This window comes from Marinomonas pontica (genome assembly GCF_036322735.1).
GTDB lineage: Bacteria > Pseudomonadota > Gammaproteobacteria > Pseudomonadales > Marinomonadaceae > Marinomonas > Marinomonas pontica.
On the sequence record NZ_AP027271.1, the window covers coordinates 2,613,073 to 2,634,385 of the forward strand.

Here is a 21,313-nt window from a genome sequence, read left to right on the forward strand (position 1 = left end):
CTTAGGAGCATCACTCATAGGTATTGAGCTCAAGCTCTAATCGATACGGGTGTTTGCCAGTTGCTATGCCACAAATCCCATCCGTAAGTAACTGATGGTAAAGTAGCTCTTTATCAACATAGCCTGTCAGTTTCTTAGTAATGGGGAAGATAACAAGGTTCGCAAAGCCCTGACCGTACAATGTAGAAACAAATGCAACCGCGATTCCATGCCCTAATGCTTCTGGGCTATCTAAGTTAGCCATCGCCTGAATCAACCCCAGAACAGAGCCCATTATCCCTAAAGTGGGTGCATAACCACCGATTGACTCTATAAATGTAACACTTTTCATGCGTTTATCATGTATTCTTACCGCATCATCATGCAGTCGGTCCGCTAATAATTCAGGATCCGTTCCGTCAATTGCCATTTGTAAGGCTCGACTGGAAAAATGACTACCCAGCACTTCGACGTCCGATTCCAATGCCAGTAAAGAAAGGCGTCTTGCTTTGTGTGCAAGATTATTCAATGACGCTCTTGTTGAATGAAAGTCGTAAACAGGCGGGAAGAGACTCCACTTGATTAACACCAAAGCACGAATTGCTTCCTGAATGCTGCTTTGAATTAAAGTCGCTCCAATGCTTCCAACTATGACGATGATAGCTGAAGGCAAATTAAGGAGGAGGATGACCTCTCCACCTCCTAACCAATTAGCAAGTAATACTGAACTAAAAGCAATGATTAAGCCCGCTAACGTCACAAAATCCACTAACTAACCTCACGCGCAATACGCTCACCAATATGGTCGAGGTCAATAATTTCATCCGCTAAGTTGGCTTTTTCGACGGCCATCGGCATGCCATAGATTACGCATGACTCTTCGCTCTGAATCCAAACTTTAGAGCCCGAGTTCTTCAACATGCGAGCTCCTTCTCGTCCATCCACACCCATACCAGTCATAACAACAGAAAGCACCTTGCCTGGATAACACTTAGACGCAGACCCAAAAGTCACATCCACAGAAGGCTTATAATTTAAACGCTCATCGCCATCAAGAATACGAACACAGCCCCCATTACGCGGATCAATCATCATCTGCTTACCACCTGGTGCCAACAAAGCAACACCCGCTTGCAAACGATCACCATCTTGAGCTTCTTTGACTGTAATCTGACAAATATTGTTTAAACGTTCTGCGAAAGCCCCCGTAAATGCCGCTGGCATATGCTGAACCAGCACCAACGGAGCAGAGAAATCTTTAGGCAATTTGCTTAATACAGCCTGTAGTGCCATCGGCCCCCCCGTAGAAGTACCAATAGCCACAAGACTGACGCGTTTTCTCATACGGGGAATAATGACCCCACGCTCGGTAACAATAGGCTTTGGTGCTTCTCGAGGTGCAAGAGCTGGAACAGGGCGTCTGTCTCCAGCAAAACGAGTTCTTGCTACCGCCAACACTCGATCAACTAGTGCGCGTTTAACAACCGCCGAATCACGAGAAATATCCTCGAAGTTTTTCGGCATAAAATCAACAGCACCTGCTTCAAGAGCATCCAGTGTTACTTTAGCTCCCTCATGAGTTAATGAGGAAAACATAAGCACAGGCGTCGGCTTTAGCTTCATTATATTGGATACAGCAGCAATGCCATCTAAGACTGGCATCTCATAATCCATGGTCACAACATCGGGTGATAAAGACTGAACTTTATCTATTGCTTCTCGTCCGTCATTTGCAGTACCAACAACGGTTAGTCTAGGATCTGCTTCAAATATTTCGACTAAACGACGTCGAAAAAAACCAGAATCATCAACAACCAGCACCTTAACAGGCATATCACATCCCCTAAATGAAAAGCGTCCTACCTAGATGCGTAACGTTTCAGCATACTAGGCACATCCAGAATCAATGCAATACGACCATCACCAGTTATTGTTGCACCAGCCATACCGGCAGTACCTTGCAACATTTTACCTAATGGTTTTATAACCACTTCTTCTTGACCAACCAATTGATCGACAACAAACCCAACTTCACTCATGCCCACCTGAACGACCACAACATGTGCTTCTGTTGGCAAATCACCTTTCGCATTACCTTTGACCAACCAGCTCTTAAGATGGAAAATCGGTAGAGTTTTACCTCTAATCACAACAACTTGCTGGCCATCAACCACGTTGGTTTTTTTCAAATTAAGGTGAAAAATTTCATTTACGCTGACCAATGGAAAAGCAAATGCCTGATCAGACAAAGTCACCATAAGAGTCGGCATAATCGCCAACGTTAACGGCACTTTAATAATAAAGCGTGATCCTTGGCCTAACACTGACTTGATCTGCAAAGTGCCGTTTAGTTGTGAAATTTTCGTTTTAACAACGTCCATCCCCACACCACGACCAGACACATCAGTAATCTCAACTTTGGTTGAGAAACCAGGCGCAAAGATTAAATTAAATGCTTCTTCGTCGGACAAACGCTCAGCAGCATCCGTATCCATCAAGCCTTTTTCGACCGCTTTTCTGCGCAAAACATCGGGATCCATACCTGCACCATCGTCTTCGATGGACAACAAAATATGATCGCCTTCTTGTTCAGCAGAAAGGACGACATGCCCTACTCTTGGTTTGCCTTTTGCCTCACGAACATCTGGAGATTCAACACCGTGATCGACGGAATTTCTCACCAAGTGAACGAGTGGGTCAGCAAGCGCCTCAACCAAGTTTTTATCTAGATCCGTTTCTTCCCCACGAAGCTCAAGGTTCACTTCTTTTTTCAAGTTACGAGCCAAATCTCGGACAACCCGTGGGAACTTACCAAATACTTTCTTAATTGGCTGCATACGGGTTTTCATGACAGCGTTTTGCAAGTCACCCGTAACGACATCTAGGTTTGATACCGCTTTGCCCATTGACTCATCTTCACTTTGAAGGCCAAGACGAACCAACCGATTTCGCACCAATACCAATTCGCCAACCATGTTCATGATGTCGTCTAATCGCTTAGTATCAACACGAACTGTTGCTTCTTGAGTAACAGGCGCATTCGCTGTTTTTTCTTTTGCATGCTCAGGCTCTGGAGCCGGAGCTGCTGGTTTCGAAGCAGGCTTTGGAGATTCTTTAGGTTTCGGTGCTGCCGCTTTTGGCTTAGACGCAGGTGCAGGCTCTTCGACTTTTTTGGCTTTTTCCTTACTTTGCAAACTGTCTAATAAGGATTCAAATTCATCTTCTGTAATAAGATCAGACTCAGCACCGGCCGTAGATGCTTCTGGCTGCGATGTTTTTTCATCCGTCCTATCTTCTGATGAAGCCTTTTTGCTTGGGTCAACTTCACCGTGAAGCTGATCCAGTAGAGCTTCAAATTCATCTTCTGTAATTTCATCAGAAGCCACATCGGATGCTGAACTCTCTTCCTGCTTGTCATTTACTCCAGGGGCACTGTTCCCATGCAATTGATCTAGCAGTGCGTCGAACTCATCTTCTGTTATTTCATCGTCTGATTTAGGTGCATCGTGAGCCTCTGATGCGGTGTTGCTTTTTGCATCGACTGCGTCTGCAGGCGCATCGCCAAGGGCATCAAGCAACGACTCAAATTCATCATCTGAAATATCTACAGAATCATCAGCATTGTCAGTTGTTGAAGCATCAACATCTTCTTCGACCTCTACTTCTGCTTCATCCTCGTCAGCCGTGTCTTCTGCATCGTCATTTTGCTCTGCCAGTTCTTCTGCTGTTGGCGCTTTAGCATACGCACTCAAGGCGGCAATCAACTCTGGCGAAGCACGTTCTGGTTCACCCCCAGCTCGTACTGTATCGAACATCTCGTTCACCGCATCCAGTGCTTGCAACACGATGTCCATTAGATCTGAGTCTATTTTACGCTGTCCGTTTCTTAAAATATCAAAAACGTTCTCTGCGTAATGGCAGCAATCAACCAATGCAGTTAATTGCAAAAACCCAGCCCCACCTTTTACAGTGTGAAAACCACGAAAGATGGCGTTAAGCAAAGGCTTATCATCTGGGTTTTGTTCTAAATCTACTAACTGTTCGGAAAGCTGCTCAAGAATTTCACCAGCTTCTACCAAAAAATCTTGTAGAATCTCTTCATCGACCTCGAAACTCATCCTCAGCTCCTTCTAGAAACCAAGACTTGATAGCAAGTCGTCTACTTCGTCTTGACTATTCAGTACTTCAGGGTTGTTTTGTTTATTAATAGCTGGGCCATGTCCACGAGTGTCATCGTGTTCAGACTCGTTCTCTTTATGTTCAATTCCGGAGATACTATCAACGCGTCCAGCAACAGCAACGAGATGCACAAGTTTTTCTTCCACATCTCGAATTAAATCATTCACTCTAGCGATAACTTGACCTGTTAGGTCTTGATAACCTTGCTCTAGAAGAATTGTGTTGAGGTTTGAATGCAAGGTGGTGGCACTGTCATCAGCATACGATAAGAAAACATCAATACGCTTGTATAAATCTCTAAATTCTTGTGGCGTTAAATCCCGTTGAATTAGGCGACTCCAGTCTTTACGAAGCTCTCTTGCCTGACTTTGTAATTCACTGGCAACAGGAACACTACTATCAACCATGTCCATGGTTTTATTAGCAGCTGCACTAGTTGTCTCAATAACATAATTCAACCGATCAGATGCATCAGTAATTTTTGTGGTAGATTCGTTACCACCTTCACCGACAACCAAATCCATTGAATCAATTTGAAAATCACGAATAGCATCATGCAAACTTCGGGTTAAAAAACCCACCTCGTTATAGAAGCTATTATGACGCGCTTCGCTCAGTTCTTGAATCTTCTTAATCGCACCACTAAAGTCACCGACTTCAATGTAATTTAAAAGCTCTACAGCGCCATCTTTAAGGAAACTGCGATTAAGTCCCCAATATGAGACAATGCCGATCTGACCATTACCTCAAGACCGAATGACATGAATCAGCTTTCCTTCGCCGATACCGAATTTACCAGCAAACGCCGCAAGACTCGCAAAGAGCTCTTCCTTGGTCGGATGAATGAGCTGATTCCATGGCTACAGCTCGAAGCTCAGATTGAGCCGTTTTACCCAAAAGCTGGCAATGGTCGGCGTCCATACCCTCTCGCTACCATGCTGCGCATTCACTTTATGCAGAACTGGTACAACATGAGTGATCCAGCGATGGAAGATGCCCTTTACGAGATCACCTCTATGCGGCTGTTTGCTGGCCTATCATTAGAAGGTGCGATCCCAGACCACACGACCATCATGAATTTCCGTCACCTGCTTGAGAAGCATAAGCTGGGTCGTAAACTCTTCAAAGAAGTAAACAAATGGCTGTCTGATTCTGGCACCTACTTTAAAGAAGGGACAATCGTTGATGCGACGATTATTGAGGCAGCAAGTTCCACCAAAAATAAATCTAATGCACGCGATCCCGAAATGCACCAAACGCAAAAGGGAAAACAATGGTTCTTTGGCATGAAAGCTCACATCGGTGTTGATGCAAAGCGTGGGTTAGTTCACAGCTTCACCACGACGCCTGCCAATGATCACGATTTAAACCAGTTGACGGAACTTCTTCATGGCAATGAGTCATTTGTATCGGCGGACTCTGGCTACCGTGGCGTAGAAAAGCGCACAGAAACAAAAGATAAGAATGTCGATTGGTTAGTAGCTGAGATGCCCAGCAAGATACGTGCTTGGAAAAAGCACCCCCGCCTCAACAAGCAGCTGATCCGAACGGAATACTTAAAGGCGAGTATCCGAGCGAAAGTCGAGCACCCGTTTAGAATACTGAAATGCCAGTTTGGGTTCCGCAAAGTCGTCTACAAAGGCCTGTCTAAAAATGACAACAAACTCGCCGTGCTGTTTGCACTTGGAAATTTGTTACGAGTAGATCAGATGATACGTTCTGCACGGGGTTAATCCGTCCAAATAACGGTTGTAAGGTGCTTGAAGTACCTTACAAGTGGGTTAAGTGGTGATTAAATGTCGCTTCTGAGGAAATACTGTCACAAGCTGAATGTCAGCTAAAAATTGTCTTACTTGTTCGTATGTTCCCTAACGCCGCTACCATTTTCCCCATATTCGACAGGCGCTCATGATGGCTCAATTTTTTCTGCAATAAATAGGCTTCCGTTAAATCCACCAAAATAACCAACTGTCCCGGCACATTCCCCAATGAAGCAGTTTCAACACGAACACGACGCCCCGTCACCATACTCACATCGTGTCCATCGTCTTTTTGAGGACGAAAGCTCAACGGAACAATGGCTCCCCAAGATTGACCAACCAAAGGCACATTGAATAAGCGGTCAGCGACAGGGTTAGCCATGACAACCACCCCTTCTTCATTTAATAACAACACTCCGACCGGCATCGACTCGAAAAGCTGCTGAAACTGCAACACCAACACTCGATTTTTATCTTGCTCTTGGCGCTTATCTTGCTCAGATTTTTCCAGCTGATCGTATAATCGAGTGACTTCTTGCTGCAGGTCTAAGTACGATTTGGCTAACGCATCAGACGACTCAGAAAACGTCTTAAATGCGGCTTTCAACTCCGCAATTTCTTCATCTTTTGTCACTAAAACTCCGATTTATCAATATTATAGCGACGCATTTTTTCAATCAGCGTGGTTCGTTGTATCTGTAAGTTTTGCGCGGCTTTTGAAACCACACCCTGAGTAGACACTAAAGCTTGGCGGATGAGAAGTGCTTCTAAATGACGAACGTGTAAATTTAAATTCACCCCAGAAGCCTGAGGAAATGTGTGCAGCTGTTTGATTTCTTTTAATATCGAAGAAAGCGATTGCGATCGCCAAGGAAGGGGGCAAAACCAGACATTAAAATCACCGACAATATCCATGCCCGAACGCAAAGAAATGATTGGAATCATTTCATCCAATTCAAACGACTCTATTGCTTTGCCCAACACAACAAAATCAGGCAAAGAAATCGAAGTCAATGATGCACTATGTTCAATACCAATAAACGTCAAAATGCTGGAAACGCTTGCCGCTTCTTCATCATCCAACCCACATAACCAAGCCTTCACAACGCCACCTCAACCTCAAAAATAACCAATATTCACCATTACGTTATTATAATGCGTTGATATCCTTCACTTTCAAGAGCAGCACGCCATTTATACGTTAATATAAGACTATAACGCTGAAAGCAATTCATCAAATTGAGATTGAGCCTCCTCACCGCTGTCACACCATGACAAGGTGGTTAACAAAGGCGCAGGAAGCATAGCCGACAAGGTTGCCACATTTTCCTCAAAAAAAGGCATTTTTTCTGGTCCGGTATTCGCTACCCAGCCAGCTAAGATCAAACCATCGCGCGCAATCGCCTCCGCCGTTAACACAGCGTGATTCAAACAGCCCAATTTCATGTTTACAACCAGAATGACAGGAAACCCCAAAGACTTAGCCACATCCGACAACATTTCTCTATCATTTAACGGCACTCGCCAGCCACCAGCACCTTCAACCAATGCCAACTCATGAGGCATTAATAATGCCCCTTTAATATAGCCTTCTAAACGAGAAGCCGTGACCAACCTTCCTTCTTGAATCGCTGCAATGTGCGGAGCAACAGCCGCTTCTAACACCACTGGATTTACCTGCTCATAAGGTAAAGAGACGCTGCTCGCCGCTTGAATTAACAAGGCATCATCATTTCGTAATTTTCCTTCAATAGAAACAGCCCCTGCCGCGATGGGCTTAATCCCTAACGATTTCAACCCTGCGCGCTTCGCCGCATTCAATAATCCAACGGTGACATAAGTTTTACCGGCATCGGTATCTGTGCCAGTAACAAAAAAACGTTTTTTCACTGATTACTCCGGAGTATCCATCATTTTTGAGCAACAACAAAAGCAACCTGATAACTAAGGGGAATACCTAAATCAGTCTTTTGTTTTGAATATTCGTGTAAGAAACACTTCCACACGCTAGGTGACATTGTACTTGGCGAATCTGACGTAATCAGGCTTGCACCGACTTTTTTTAGAGAATCAATTGCCTCTTCTGCAGAAGCGAACCACATAGGCACACGCGACAATTCGGCGCTAGAAATACGCCAACCTGAGGCAGACACGCACTCCAACAACGCTGCAATAGATATATATTGATGAACATGCTCTTTATCGTCCAAGGCACTCCATGCTTGGCGAATTTCAGGCATGGAATCTTGCGATAATGTTGAAAAAATCACATAGCCACCCGGTTTAGTGACACGGTAAAGTTCCTCGAACAGAGCCTCCGGCGCCAAACACCACTGAATGGCAAGACTCGAAAACACCACATCGCACGAGGAGGACTGAAATGGCAACTGCTCAGCATCAGCACACACAAATTGAATATTTTCCAAAGAAGAGGAGCGCGTTCTGGCAACAGACAACATCTGTGCAGAAAGATCTAAAGCGACACAGGATGTTGGCTGAAACACACTAGATAGCGACGCCAATGCTTGCCCAGTTCCCGTACCAAGGTCTACTACCACATCGGCAGGTTGCGTAGGCAACAATGACAGCAAGCGCTCTAAAACAATGCGCTGAAATTCTGCATAGGAGTCGTAAGATTGTGAAGCACGGTCGAAACGTCTAGCCAGCTGTTTTTTATAGCCAAACGCAGGCAAATCATGGGGTATTAGCATCAATAAAGCTTTCTATCTGCTGCACACAAGCGTCTTCATCTTCAATGAAAGACTGGTGCGCACAATGGGGTAAAACAACGCATTGTTGTAAAGGATTTACATCAGTTTGTTGCGTGACAGTTTCAGCAGAAACCAACCTATCCTTACCGCCCAATAGGTGCAAATTGGGCAGATCCAAAAGCGACCATTCACGACGAACATCAAGCGATTTAAGAAGACGCAACCCACCCACTAATGCTGAGCGGTTTAACGTATTGATGGGTAAGAATGACTGCAATTGCTTAATAAGAGCCCTCTCATTTTTCGCGCCTTTCGCCTGAAGCATTACAAAACGCTGAAGCCCTTGCTCTGGTGACGTGTCGACTAAAGATGAAAAAGCCTCGAAGTCATCAACCGACATACCATTTGGCCAGTTTTCTCGCTGAATAAAGCTTGGGGAAGCCGACAAAGTCACTAGACCTAACACCTGGCTTGAACGACGCGCCGCAACATAAACCGACACCATGCCACCCAAAGACCAACCAATCCACCATGCGTCTGCAGGTGCAACGTCGATCAATTGCTCAGACAACGCATCAATGTCGTAATTCGGCCCAATGCGAGAACGAGAGATCCACTGTTCATCGAGAGAGACGCCCGGCAAATTTGCCATTACTACATAAAAACGCTGACTCAATCGTAAAGCAAAAGCACGCATCACTTCTTTTGGCATTGCCCAGCCGGATACCAAAAAAATGGCTTGGTCAGACGGATTTCCAAAAGCTTCGGTTTCTATACGTGCTCGCATGCTGTCCCTCTATTACTGTGAATTTAACGTGTTGCGTTTGAAAGTTTCGCAGTCAAAACTTTTTCGAGTGAATCGCATAATAACACTAAATCCGCATCAGAGTGGGCAGCACTTAATGTAATTCTCAAGCGCGCACTGCCCGCAGGTACGGTCGGAGGACGAATCGCAGTACACCAGATTCCAAGAGCCTTTAATTGCTCACTCAGACGAATGGCCGATTTGCTATCACCAATAACAATAGGTTGAATGGCGGTATTCGAAGGCATCAACGCCACTGGCAGGGACTTGACTCGTTGCCTGAAATACGCGACGTGCTCAGCCAGTCGCGCTCTGCGCTCTTCACCTTCATCCGACTGAATAATCTGTAAGGAAGCCGACGTCGCTCCTGCCATTGCGGGTGACATAGCGGTAGTATAAACATAAGGACGCGCAAATTGCGTAAGATAATCCGCAAAGTCGTGAGACGTAGCCACAAAAGCCCCAGCGGTTCCAAACGCTTTACCAAATGTCCCTACTAAAATGGGCATCGTCTGCGCATTCAAACCGGCTAGCGACATACAGCCTCGACCAGCGTCACCCAAACACCCAAGCCCATGAGCATCATCCACCATCAACATCCAATCATGGCGAGCGGCCAAAGCAGACAAGTCAGCAAGAGGCGCCACATCACCATCCATGCTGAACACACCATCCGTCACCAATAACCCGGAATCACTCGACTTAGAAAGCAGTTTTTCAGCACTTTTTACATCCCCATGCAAATAACGGCGTAACGGTGCTTGCGCCAATAACGCACCATCAATCAACGAAGCGTGATTGAGCTTATCTTGCACAACAGGGCGATGCTTACCAGTCAGCGCTGAAATCACGCCGAGGTTTGCCATATAACCAGTACTAAACAGCATGACTCGCTCATAACCAAGCCAGTCAGCTAGCGCCTCTTCCAGCATTTGGTGGGGCGTTAAATGCCCACACACCAAATGCGAAGAACCGCCACCCACACCATAAACTTGCGCGGTATCATTCATCGCAGCAATCAGTTTAGGGTGATTGGCCAACCCAAGGTAATCGTTCGAACAAAAAGCCGTAAAATTTTGGGAGTGGATCTGGGTATGAGGTACTTGAGCACTATTAAGCGTCATTGTTTGACGCACTAAATCGTGCTGGCGACGCTCATCCAGCGCCGCCAATACCCAATCAGGCGTATTAAACGCTGGCTTCATAAAACAACTTAGACTCTTCTTGTTTTATCGCTTGTGCAGCAATGGCTTCCGCCACGGCTTCATCCGAGTGCTCTTCTCGCTTTTCAGGATTAATACCCAAATTCGCAAATAAAGCCATGTCTTTGTCCGCTTCTGGGTTACCTGTTGTTAGCAGCTTTTCCCCATAGAATATTGAGTTCGCGCCCGCCATGAAGCACAAAGCTTGCGTTTGCTCATTCATACCCTGACGGCCTGCCGATAATCGCACATGAGATTTAGGCATCAATATACGCGCCACCGCAATCGTTCGAATGAACTCAAACGTATCAAGATCCTCCACATTCTCCAGCGGAGTTCCCTCTACTTTGACCAACATATTGATTGGCACACTTTCCGGATGTGGTGTCATTTGAGAAAGTTGACGCAGCAGACCCACTCGGTCTTTTTGCTCTTCGCCCATTCCCATAATACCGCCGCAACAAAGCTTGATCCCAGAATCACGAACACGGGAAAGCGTATCTAAACGGTCTTGATAAGAACGTGTGGTAATGATGCTGTCGTAGAACTCTGCAGACGTATCCAAATTGTGATTGTAATAATCCAATCCCACATCCGACAAACGTTTCGCTTGTTCATCATTTAAAGTACCCAGCGTCACACACGACTCCAGACCTAGGGATTTCACCCCTTTAATCATTTCCAATACATATGGAAAGTCTTTTTCAGAAGGATGCTTCCACGCCGCTCCCATACAAAAACGGCTCGCGCCTTTTTCTTTGGCCAAAGCCGCTTCTTCAAGCACCTTTTCCACTTCCATTAACTTTTCTTTTTCAAGTTCCGTATTATAGTGACCACTCTGTGGACAATATTTGCAGTCTTCAGGGCAAGCGCCTGTTTTTATCGACAACAACGTACTAACTTGCACTTCATTTGGTGCAAAATTTTCTCTATGGACGGTCTGAGCACGAAACATTAAATCCATAAAAGGCAAATCAAAAAGCGCTTTTATTTCGGTTTGAGTCCAATCAAAGCGCGGCTGAGCGGCACTGATTGGTGTGTTTTGAGACATACTTAGAGACATGACACCCTCGATCCAATAGATTTGATGGAGCAATACTAATGGACTGGAAAAAACTGTCAACTAGAAAAATACGCTTGGTTTACAAGTGTTTATTTTTAAATCGATGCTACCTTTGCCATGCCAGTAGTCCGCACACGCTCTGTCATTACTGCCAAAAAGGCCTCCCTAACAACAATAGACATTGCTGCCAATGCAAGCGCCCCACACATTCCCCCAATATTTTATGTGGACAATGTCAGACATCAGCGCCTGCGTACCATACCTGCATCGCGCCGTATCGGTTTGAAGGCATCATCAAAACACTCATTCACAGCATCAAATTCAATCAAGGCAACCATTACATTCGACCACTTACTGATTTGCTCGGTGAGCATGTAATAGCGTCATACAACACCGGAAACTGGCCAGACCAAATCATTTACGTACCAAGCCATGCGAGTCGAATCAAAGAACGTGGCTTTTGCCAAACCCAAAAAATGGCGCACCTATTAGTCAAAAAGCTCCAACAGCAAGCCAACATTCAATGCCCAACTCTACCAAAGAACAACCCACTCAAAAAAAGCAAAAACACTCAAGCCCAGCACACATTGAGCCGAAAGGAACGTCTGCGAAACCCACAAAACAGCTATTATATCGATGGCGCTATTGCCAAACATGTCGCACTCTTTGACGACATCATGACAACTGGGAGCACGATTGAAAGCTGCACAAAACAACTGCTTGATGCCGGCGCTGAACGCGTTGATATTTGGCTAATAGCCCGAACGCCCGACAAAGAGCAGCAAGGATAAAAATCCAGCGGCCTAGCCATCTTCTTAACCATTGTTTAGTATGCTGCCAACAAAACAATGGTTAAGATCATGAAAACACAACAAGAGTACCTAGACTTAGACAAGCAATTACTGTGGCACCCTTACACATCCATGAGCCACCCAAGCCCTCACTTTCTGGTCGAAAAAGCCGCTCAGTGTGAAATAACACTAAGCAACGGAAAAACACTGGTAGATGGCATGTCCTCATGGTGGAGCGTGATTCATGGCTACAACCACCCAACCATAAACGCCGCTATTCAAGAGCAACTGTCGCAATTTTCTCATGTCATGTTTGGTGGATTGACACACAAACCTGCGATCGAACTTGCCGAAAAACTCATCGCAATGACACCCCGCGATTTGCAGCGCGTTTTCTTTTCCGACTCTGGCTCAGTATCCGTAGAAGTTGCCCTAAAAATGGCAATCCAGTACTGGAATACCCAAGGCAAACCTAATAAACAATTTTTTGTCACCCCCAAAAGCGGCTACCACGGAGACACCTTTGCAGCCATGTCCGTGTGCGATCCAGAAAACGGAATGCATAATTTATTTACCGGAGCGCTGACCCGACAGCACTTCGTTTCGCCGCCGCCAACAGGGATTCATGATCCCGTTAAGCGTGAATATTTAGAAGAAATTCGCCACACATTTCAAACACACCATCAACACATAGCGGGGTTTATCATAGAGCCCGTTGTGCAAAACGCTGGCGGCATGCGTTTCTACAATCCAGCTTATCTTGATCACATTAGAACGCTGTGTGATGAATTCGATATCTTGCTAATTTTTGATGAAATTGCCACAGGCTTTGGCCGCACAGGCAAACCTTTCGCAACCGACCACACCAACATTTGCCCCGACATTATGTGTGTTGGCAAAGCATTGACCGGCGGTTATATGACTCTTGCCGCCACATTAACCAACGACAAAGTCGCACTGGGCATCAGCCAAGAAGGCGGCGTGTTTATGCATGGCCCAACATTTATGGGTAATCCACTCGCTTGTGCTGCCGCTAATGCCAGCTTGTCCTTATTGAATCAATACGACATTGTCGAACACATTTCCCAACTCGAAACATGGATGAAAGAAGCGCTGTCGCCTTGCGAACAATTAAAGCAAGTTAAGGAAGTTCGATGTCTTGGTGCCATCGGAGTTGTTGAACTCAATAACTCCGTAAGTTTGCATAAAATACAGCCCAAATTCGTTGAACTTGGCGTTTGGATTCGCCCATTTGGAAAACTTATTTACCTCATGCCACCTTACATCATTACTCAAAAGCAAATTAACAAGCTGGCCGAGGCCATTTACAAAGTAGCCAGTGAAGAAGCCATTTAACACCATCCAGACAAAAAAGCGCCTTGAGTGCGTGTCACTCAAGGCGCTTTTTTGTTTAACAATCACTTAACCAGCGAACATTCACTTAACCAGTGAGCATTCCACCTCTAAAAGACTACTGTTTCATGCGCTCTGCAAGGTTACCTTGCTCATAAGCCTCTTCTTCAATGTGGCTAATATTGATTACGATATTTTCCGCCCTTTCGATGCTATTAATGCTCAACGCATCGACTTCTTGCATCTTATCATTCAGGTCACGAGCCACACTGGCCTGCTCTTCTGAAGAGACATTAATTTGCGCTGTCATGGCCACTACTTGCTTGATCGCCATTTCAATATCGCTCATTTTTTGAGCCACTTTATTCACACTATCCACACCTTCTTGAGCGACTGCCGTGCCTTTGTCGATGGTGTTGGTAACATCCAGTGTGTTTTTCTTCAATTCTTCCGTCATGCTATGGATACTTTGCGTCGCGTTTTGGGTACGAATCGCCAACGCACGCACTTCATCCGCCACGACAGCAAAGCCTCGTCCGGCCTCTCCTGCACGAGCAGATTCAATGGCTGCATTCAATGCCAGCAAATTGGTTTGCTCTGCAATACCACTAATGGAACTTACCACTTCATTAATGCTGTCACTGCGCTCCGCCAATATCGCAACCACTTTTTTTGCATCAGATATGTCTTGATACACTTGGCGCATTGTCTCACCCGTTTGCTGAGCCAACAGACGACTCTCGCGAGACACACCTCCTACCGACTCCGTTGCCTCCACGGCCACATGAACGTGTTCCGCCACATGAGTCACGCTGGACAATAACTGAGAACTTGCTGCGACCACTTCCTGAAAAGTATTTCGCTGCTTATTAAAGTTAGCCAAATTGGTGGTCACACTGGCTTTGGCCTCTGATGCACGCTGACGCAATTGCCCAGCGCCCTCTTTCAAACGATATCGAAACGTATTTCCAGCGGCTTCTTGGTGAATCTTAGCAAATTTAATCGCTGCTTTTGTCCCGACCGTTTTACAGTACAAGTATTGACCGATAGGATTCTGAGATTCGGCGGATAAACCAGACACCACAGAGGCCAAAGACTGTCGTTGATGATTAGAAAGCAACACACCCAGTAACGCTAAGATAGGACCAATCACTTGCAATGCCAACACATTCGACAACAAACACGCCACAGCAAGCAGTACAAAACATGCCATTAAAGGCCAAGAAGCGTTCGCCAAATGCGCCGTTGTTTTTGTGACTGCAGGCACCAAACCTTTACCCGCATTAATGCGGTCATAGACAGACTGAGCGTGTTGAATTTCATCGCGTGTCGCTTTACGACGAACCGATTCATACCCAATAACGTTACTGCCATCCAATAATGGGCTTACATGAGCACTCACCCAATAATGATCGCCATTCGCACAACGGTTTTTCACCAAGCCCATCCAGCTTTTACCCTGCTTGAGATTAGCCCACATATCCGCAAACACGGCTGGCGGCACATCAGGGTGACGGATCACGTTATGAGGCGCGCCAATCAAAGCGTCACGCTCATAACCTGCTACCTCACAGAAAACATCATTAACAAACGTAATACGTCCTTTAACATCCGTACTGGAAACCAAAACATAGCTTTCAGGAAAGTCATTCTCTTTATTTGTTACTGGCATTTTTCGCATAAAATAGCTCTCGACCCATTCGTTTATTTCGCCACCTATGATCTGCGTGGCTTCTTATTATGTATAAAGACAATCAAAATACACCAGTATTGGCCTATTCGTCATCAAAATCTCGGTAGGCATCCGGCGCTAAATCCTCAAAACGCGTGTATTTGCCCACAAACGCTAAGCGACAAGTACCAATGGGGCCGTTACGCTGCTTACCGATGATGATCTCGGCAATCCCCTTATGCGGCGTATCTTCATGATAAACTTCATCACGATAGACAAACGAAATCACATCCGCATCCTGCTCGATCGCTCCAGATTCACGCAAGTCAGAGTTTACAGGGCGCTTATTTGGTCGATTCTCCAAACTCCGGTTCAACTGTGACAATGCCACCATAGGGCACTCCATTTCTTTGGCGATGGCTTTTAGCGATCGAGATATTTCAGAAATTTCGTTGGTTCGCCCCTCGGTGAAACCAGGAATCTGCATCAATTGAAGGTAATCGACCATGATTAATGCCACCCCACCGTGTTCACGTGCAATACGACGAACACGCGAACGCATTTCTGTCGGGCTGATACCGCCAGTATCATCGATAAACAGCTTGCGATCTTTGAGCATTTTGACGGCTGACATTAACTTGTCCCAATCCTCTTGAATCAACTGACCTGAGCGCATACGCGTTTGATCGATACGGCCAAGAGAAGACAGCATACGCATCATAAGCGACTCCGCTGGCATCTCCAGACTGAATACAATCACTGGCTTTTCACTGATCATGGCGGCATTTTCCACCAAGTTCATCGCAAACGTTGTTTTACCCATAGAAGGACGACCGGCCACGATAACCAAATCCGAAGGCTGTAAACCCGCCGTCATGGCATCAAGATCGGTAAAGCCAGTACTCAGCCCCGTTATCGCACCTTCTTGATGATACAGTTCATCGATTTTATCTACGGTAGCACTTAGAATATCAGCGGCAATGCGTGGCCCACCTTTTTTGTCTCCACCCTCTGCAATCTGAAATATTTTTCGTTCGGCTTCATCCAACACTTCGGCAGCCGTCATTCCTTCAGGGTGAAACGCTCTAGCCGAAATATCGTTTGTGGTTGAAATCAAACGACGCAGAATAGATCGCTCACGAACAATGTCTGCGTATGCGGCAATATTTGATGCGCTTGGAGTCGCTTCTGCCACTTCAATCAAATAAGCCATTCCACCAATGGACTCTAAATCGCCTCGTTTATCTAATCGCTCCCCTATAGTCACCACGTCAATAGGTTCTGACTCATCAGCCAAACGAGCAATTACAGTAAAAATTGCCTTATGCTCTGGTCGATAAAAGTCATCGGCAATCACAAGCTCAGAGACTTTCTCCCAAGCTTGCGGATCCAGCATTAAGCCGCCAACAACAGAACGTTCAGCCTCAATGGAATACGGTGGTAATTTAATAGAAGCGACTTCAGAATCATTTAGTTGCACGCAAAATACCCATACAAAAACAGAAAAAATAGTGGAGGATTAGCTTAGCACGCCCGAAAAAAAAGGGCATCTTGCAATAGCAAGATACCCTTCTCTTATTTGAGAAAGACTTACGACTTTCTCAAGCAATTTGTCGAAACAAATTACTCAGCGATTACAGCCAAAGTAACAGTTACAACCACTTCAGAATGAAGTTGGATGTCTACTTCGAAAGAACCAGTGTGACGAATTGCGCCTTCAGGAAGACGAATTTCCGCTTTCTCTACCGCTACTTCAGCAGAAATAGCGTCAGCGATGTCACGAGTACCGATAGAACCGAAAAGCTTACCTTCATCACCAGCGTTTGCCGCGATAGTGAAAGTTTTGCCTTCTAGTGTCAACGCACGAGCTTCAGCCGCCGCTTTACGTTCAGCCGCTTTCGCTTCAAGTTCAACACGACGCTCTTCAAAGCTAGCCAAGTTAGCTTTAGTCGCCATTACCGCTTTTTTGTTCGGAATCAAAAAGTTACGAGCATAGCCTGGTTTAACAACTGCAACGTCACCAATACCGCCTAGCTTGTTTACTTTGTCGAGTAGAATAACTTCCATCTCGATCACCTCTAATTAATCATTAGCTATCACTTGAGTTGGACGCCTTACCTTGGATTCTGGAACGGATATCTACAAAACTGTCGATCACACAAAGTGCCACCAAAATATTTGCAAAATACACATTCAAAACAAAAAATCCCACAAGATAAAATGCGATCAGTCCAACAACCCCAATTTCTTTCTTTGCTAAAACACCATGTACTAGAGCAAGCCCCGGCAACACTAAAGCAGGTATAGCGGCTTGAGAAAGAACAATAAAGGATCCGCCTAAGCTCTCTCCTATAAGAATCATTCCACCCAATACCAGACTAAATGCGATTGGCAATCTTAGCTGATGAAACTCCGCACGTAAGCCGCCCGGATTGTAGAGCCCTGCCTGCCACTTCCTCGCCAAAAACAAAGAAATAACCGCAATTACCACTTGGAAAATGGATATAGCCATTACCGCCTGGTTAAAAATCATGCTTTGATCAGGAACATCAACCCCTTCCGAAGACAAGACCCTCTGAACCAGCGAAACCGCCAAATTCAAAACATCCGCCATCAAAACGGGTTGGAGCAATGTACTGACTACCGCCAAAAAGCTGCCAGCCAATAACACCCAACTCCACGACATCGTTGACCTAAGCAAATAGCTCAACAACATCACATCAACCAACACCATGAGTGCCGTTGCATCTCCTTGAATTACCCACAAAACTAATGCTGGTAGGCAACCCCAGGCCAATACAGGTATTCCTTCTTTTACACCTTTACGAAGCACCACCAATCCAAGGATTGCGGCCGCTAGCCAAAACATCATGGGAATGAGGCCAAACACCATTACACCAATAATGGCATTAAGGCGTTTATTCATTACCCATTTAGCTAAACCACCCATAAAAAGCGCTTCTTCAGCCTATTAATTAAAGTGGCTGTCAGTGTAAGGAAGAATAGCAATGTAGCGAGCGCGTTTGATTGCAGTCGCTAGCTGACGCTGGTAACGAGCCTTAGTGCCAGTAATACGGCTAGGTACGATTTTACCAGTTTCAGTGATGTAACCTTTCAGTGTGTCTAGATCTTTGTAATCGATCTCTTTAACGCCTTCTGCTGTAAAACGGCAGAACTTACGACGACGGAAAAAACGAGCCATGAGTGTCTCCTAATAAAAATAAATTAATCTTCAGATTCTTCAGATACTTCGTCAGCATCGTTGTTACGCTCTTCACGCTGAGGAGCAGAACGACGATCTTCACGACCTTCAGAAGCTTTAATAGGAGATACGTCAGTTACCGCATCTTTACGACGAATCACCAAGTTACGGATGATCGCATCGTTGTAGCGGAACGTGTCGTTTAATTCAGACAAAACACTGTCAGAACACTCAATGTTCATAAGAACATAGTGTGCTTTGTGAATTTTGTTAATTGGGTAAGCAAGTTGACGACGGCCCCAATCTTCTAGACGGTGAACTTTACCACCATCTTCAGTGATTAGGTTAGTGTAACGCTCAACCATTGCTGGTACTTGCTCGCTTTGATCTGGGTGAACCAGAAAGACGATTTCATAATGACGCATTTAAGCTCCTTATGGGTTCTTAGTCTCCACGCTTCCCCTGTTAAAAAGCTGTGAGACAAGGAGTATTGATTTACAGGGACGCGCATTATATAGCACGACTGGATAATAAGTAAACGAAATCAACCAAAGTAATGCCTTGCCCGCCAAATTAGAGACAAATCATGCCAAAAAAGGCGATCCCCGATTTAAGTTGTTTTACAGCCTCGAATGAAGGCAATAGAATCGCTTACTTTATTGGCGGTGCGCTATTTACCACCAGCATAGCTTCTATTTAAATATTTCTGTTTAAAGCAAAGAAGACAATCAAAGCATAGAAATGCTCCCTTACCCTCTGGACATATGGAATCCAATCAATGAATGCACAGTCTGATAACACCAAAGCTATTTTTTATGGGCTAGGGGCCGTCTTACTCTGGTCTACGGTTGCCACCGCGTTTTCACTGTCACTAAAGCACTTTTCACCAACCCAATTGCTTTTGGTCGCGAACCTCGTGTCACTGGTGTTTTTAATCTGTCTTATTGTTTTAAAGGGTGAAACCAAACAACTCATTCAGCTTGCCAAACAATCATGGAAATCGTCCCTGTTTTTTGGTGCTATCAACCCTTTTTTATACTATTTAATTTTGCTCCAAGCGTACGACACACTTCCAGCCCAAGAAGCTCAAGTGATTAACTATACATGGGCTATTACTTTGAGTTTTATGGCTGTCCCCATCCTTAAGCAACGCCTTAAAACCGCTGACTACATTGCCGCAGCCGCCTGCTACTTTGGCGTGCTTTACATAGCAACACGCGGACAAATAGGTGCGTTAGAATTTTCAAATGCGTCGGGCGTCGCCTTTGCATTGTTGAGCACCATCATTTGGGCAATGTATTGGCTTTTAAACACCAAAGACACACGCCCAAGCTTAATTGGCCTCACGCTGAATTTTCTCTTTGCTTTGCCTATTATCCTTGTTTACGCCGCCGCCACGGGAGAATTAACACATTGGGACAATGCTGGACTGTGGGGCGCCGTCTATATTGGCTTTTTTGAAATGGGATTGAGTTTTGTTCTATGGAATAAAGCATTGAAACTTACGTCCAACGCCAGCCAGGTGGCCAATTTAATTTTCTTATCGCCATTGCTTTCTATTATTTGGCTCTCGCAGTTCGCTGGCGAACCGATTCTATCGTCTACACTGATTGGCTTAGCTTGCATACTTATTGGTTTGTTTGTGCAAAACTGGTCTAAAAGAAAAATAAAATAAGACAACAAGGACATTTCATGCCAGCGTTTATCTATTTATTACTGCCTATCCTCTTCTGGTCAGGCAACTACATTCTAGGACGTTTAACCGTCTCCCATGGAATAGACCCTTTCTCCATTTCTTTTCTGCGTTGGAGCCTTGCCTGCCTCATCATTTTACCTTTTGCCTACAAAAAGCTCTGGTTAGAACGCAATATCATTGCAAAAAATTGGCCGTTACTCGTTTTGTTCGGCTGGCTTGGTATTTGCAACTACAATTTATTTTTATACATAGGCCTTACATCCACCACAGTCACAAACGCAGTTTTGCTTAACTCCATTATGCCCGTCATGATCCTCATTACGGCACGCCTATTACTAGGAAGCAAAACATCATGGCTGCAAAATACCGGAATCCTAATCTCCACCTTGGGAGCCATAATCATTGTTAGCCGAGGAAGTTTGGACACATTTTTGCATCTCACTATTTCAAAAGGAGACCTGTGGATCATCACGGCGGCAGTGAGTTGGGCTATTTATTCCGTCCTTATTATCAAACGCCCGAAAGACATGTCGCTGATTGGATTCTTTGCCTGTACCGCGTTAATCGGCACATTATTTCAAGCCCCTCTTTTCTTCCTGTTCGGAAGCAGTTCGCTTGTCGATTTTACGGTAACAGACTGGTTAGCCATTGTGTACATGGGCATATTTGCTTCAATCGGTGCCTTTTTATGCTGGAATATTGGCATTCAAAAACTCGGTGCGGCTACCGCAGGACACTTTATTCACCTACTGCCTGTTTTTAGCATCACTTTGTCCGTAATATTTCTAGGAGAAAGCCTACTGAGTTTTCATTTCGTTGGCATTACCCTGATTTTTTCAGGCATATTTGTAGCGACCATACTTAATAAAAAAACAGCTAAATAAAAAGCATCTACAAAAC

At 45.1% G+C, this 21,313-nt stretch carries 22 protein-coding genes; 5 read left to right on the plus strand and 17 right to left on the minus strand.

The window, feature by feature from the left end; genetic code table 11:
- Positions 1-10: 10 nt before the first annotated feature.
- From AABA11_RS12310 to AABA11_RS12325, 4 genes are read right to left on the minus strand one after another with little or no spacing between them, the layout of a single operon-like run.
- Entirely contained in the window at positions 11-748 is a 738-nt protein-coding gene (locus AABA11_RS12310; protein ID WP_338268329.1) for a flagellar motor protein, read from the minus strand.
- Positions 748-1,812 (minus strand): protein-glutamate methylesterase/protein-glutamine glutaminase, encoded by a 1,065-nt coding sequence (locus AABA11_RS12315; RefSeq protein WP_338268332.1) that lies wholly within the window; start codon positions 1,810-1,812, stop codon positions 748-750. Before AABA11_RS12315 ends, AABA11_RS12310 begins: the two co-directional genes overlap by 1 nt.
- Before the next feature lie 26 nt (positions 1,813-1,838).
- Positions 1,839-4,097 carry a chemotaxis protein CheA gene (locus tag AABA11_RS12320; protein ID WP_338268334.1) on the minus strand — a complete coding sequence of 753 codons (2,259 nt, stop codon included), beginning with the start codon at positions 4,095-4,097 and terminating at the stop codon, positions 1,839-1,841.
- Between the two features lie 12 nt (positions 4,098-4,109).
- Entirely contained in the window at positions 4,110-4,739 is a 630-nt protein-coding gene (locus AABA11_RS12325; protein WP_338268337.1) for a protein phosphatase CheZ, read from the minus strand.
- A 180-nt stretch (positions 4,740-4,919) separates the two neighbouring features.
- Here AABA11_RS12325 and AABA11_RS12330 point away from each other — a divergent pair, with 180 nt between their 5' ends.
- Positions 4,920-5,891, plus strand: a complete 972-nt coding sequence (locus AABA11_RS12330; RefSeq protein WP_067038543.1) for an IS5 family transposase — start codon at positions 4,920-4,922, stop codon at positions 5,889-5,891.
- Positions 5,892-5,991: 100 nt separating this feature from the next.
- On the opposite strand, the gene AABA11_RS12335 is transcribed toward AABA11_RS12330, so the two are convergent.
- The 7 genes from AABA11_RS12335 to bioB form a co-directional block, all read right to left on the minus strand.
- Entirely contained in the window at positions 5,992-6,552 is a 561-nt protein-coding gene (locus AABA11_RS12335; RefSeq protein WP_338268340.1) for a PAS domain-containing protein, read from the minus strand.
- Positions 6,552-7,022 carry a helix-turn-helix domain-containing protein gene (locus AABA11_RS12340; RefSeq protein WP_265730150.1) on the minus strand — a complete coding sequence of 157 codons (471 nt, stop codon included), beginning with the start codon at positions 7,020-7,022 and terminating at the stop codon, positions 6,552-6,554. Before AABA11_RS12340 ends, AABA11_RS12335 begins: the two co-directional genes overlap by 1 nt.
- A gap of 108 nt (positions 7,023-7,130) precedes the next feature.
- The gene (gene bioD / locus AABA11_RS12345) at positions 7,131-7,808 is read right to left on the minus strand and encodes a dethiobiotin synthase (protein WP_338268346.1); all 678 of its coding nucleotides are present in this window, start codon (positions 7,806-7,808) and stop codon (positions 7,131-7,133) included.
- A gap of 20 nt (positions 7,809-7,828) precedes the next feature.
- Positions 7,829-8,629 carry a malonyl-ACP O-methyltransferase BioC gene (gene bioC / locus AABA11_RS12350; RefSeq protein WP_338268349.1) on the minus strand — a complete coding sequence of 267 codons (801 nt, stop codon included), beginning with the start codon at positions 8,627-8,629 and terminating at the stop codon, positions 7,829-7,831.
- A complete protein-coding gene (locus AABA11_RS12355) occupies positions 8,613-9,416 on the minus strand; it encodes an alpha/beta fold hydrolase (RefSeq protein ID WP_338268350.1) in 804 nt (267 codons plus the stop codon). Before AABA11_RS12355 ends, bioC begins: the two co-directional genes overlap by 17 nt.
- A gap of 23 nt (positions 9,417-9,439) precedes the next feature.
- Positions 9,440-10,639: an 8-amino-7-oxononanoate synthase gene (gene bioF, locus AABA11_RS12360; protein WP_338268352.1), complete on the minus strand. Its 1,200-nt coding sequence runs from the start codon at positions 10,637-10,639 to the stop codon at positions 9,440-9,442.
- A complete protein-coding gene (gene bioB / locus AABA11_RS12365) occupies positions 10,623-11,699 on the minus strand; it encodes a biotin synthase BioB (RefSeq protein WP_338268355.1) in 1,077 nt (358 codons plus the stop codon). The genes bioF and bioB overlap by 17 nt, the downstream gene beginning before the upstream one ends.
- Before the next feature lie 38 nt (positions 11,700-11,737).
- Here bioB and AABA11_RS12370 point away from each other — a divergent pair, with 38 nt between their 5' ends.
- On the plus strand, positions 11,738-12,490 hold the full coding sequence (locus AABA11_RS12370) for a ComF family protein (protein WP_338268357.1): 753 nt from the start codon (positions 11,738-11,740) through the stop codon (positions 12,488-12,490).
- 69 nt (positions 12,491-12,559) lie between these two features.
- Complete coding sequence (gene bioA / locus AABA11_RS12375) at positions 12,560-13,846, plus strand: adenosylmethionine--8-amino-7-oxononanoate transaminase (protein ID WP_338268360.1); 1,287 nt, start codon at positions 12,560-12,562, stop codon at positions 13,844-13,846.
- A 115-nt stretch (positions 13,847-13,961) separates the two neighbouring features.
- Here the strand turns inward: bioA and AABA11_RS12380 are convergent, their stop codons facing one another.
- From AABA11_RS12380 to rpsF, 6 genes are all read right to left on the minus strand, one after another.
- Entirely contained in the window at positions 13,962-15,515 is a 1,554-nt protein-coding gene (locus AABA11_RS12380; RefSeq protein WP_338268362.1) for a methyl-accepting chemotaxis protein, read from the minus strand.
- Between the two features lie 103 nt (positions 15,516-15,618).
- A complete protein-coding gene (dnaB, locus tag AABA11_RS12385; protein WP_265730141.1) occupies positions 15,619-16,995 on the minus strand; it encodes a replicative DNA helicase in 1,377 nt (458 codons plus the stop codon).
- Between the two features lie 143 nt (positions 16,996-17,138).
- A complete protein-coding gene (gene rplI, locus AABA11_RS12390; protein WP_338268365.1) occupies positions 17,139-17,582 on the minus strand; it encodes a 50S ribosomal protein L9 in 444 nt (147 codons plus the stop codon).
- A 22-nt stretch (positions 17,583-17,604) separates the two neighbouring features.
- A complete protein-coding gene (locus AABA11_RS12395) occupies positions 17,605-18,465 on the minus strand; it encodes a hypothetical protein (protein WP_338268367.1) in 861 nt (286 codons plus the stop codon).
- A 21-nt stretch (positions 18,466-18,486) separates the two neighbouring features.
- Positions 18,487-18,717, minus strand: a complete 231-nt coding sequence (gene rpsR / locus AABA11_RS12400) for a 30S ribosomal protein S18 (protein WP_012071134.1) — start codon at positions 18,715-18,717, stop codon at positions 18,487-18,489.
- 23 nt (positions 18,718-18,740) lie between these two features.
- Positions 18,741-19,142 (minus strand): 30S ribosomal protein S6, encoded by a 402-nt coding sequence (gene rpsF / locus AABA11_RS12405; RefSeq protein WP_265730138.1) that lies wholly within the window; start codon positions 19,140-19,142, stop codon positions 18,741-18,743.
- A 353-nt stretch (positions 19,143-19,495) separates the two neighbouring features.
- On the opposite strand from rpsF, the gene AABA11_RS12410 reads away from it, so the two are divergent.
- Together AABA11_RS12410 and AABA11_RS12415 are read left to right on the plus strand one after the other, a co-directional pair.
- Positions 19,496-20,392 (plus strand): DMT family transporter, encoded by an 897-nt coding sequence (locus AABA11_RS12410; RefSeq protein ID WP_338268376.1) that lies wholly within the window; start codon positions 19,496-19,498, stop codon positions 20,390-20,392.
- A gap of 17 nt (positions 20,393-20,409) precedes the next feature.
- Positions 20,410-21,297: a DMT family transporter gene (locus AABA11_RS12415; protein ID WP_338268378.1), complete on the plus strand. Its 888-nt coding sequence runs from the start codon at positions 20,410-20,412 to the stop codon at positions 21,295-21,297.
- Positions 21,298-21,313: the final 16 nt, after the last annotated feature.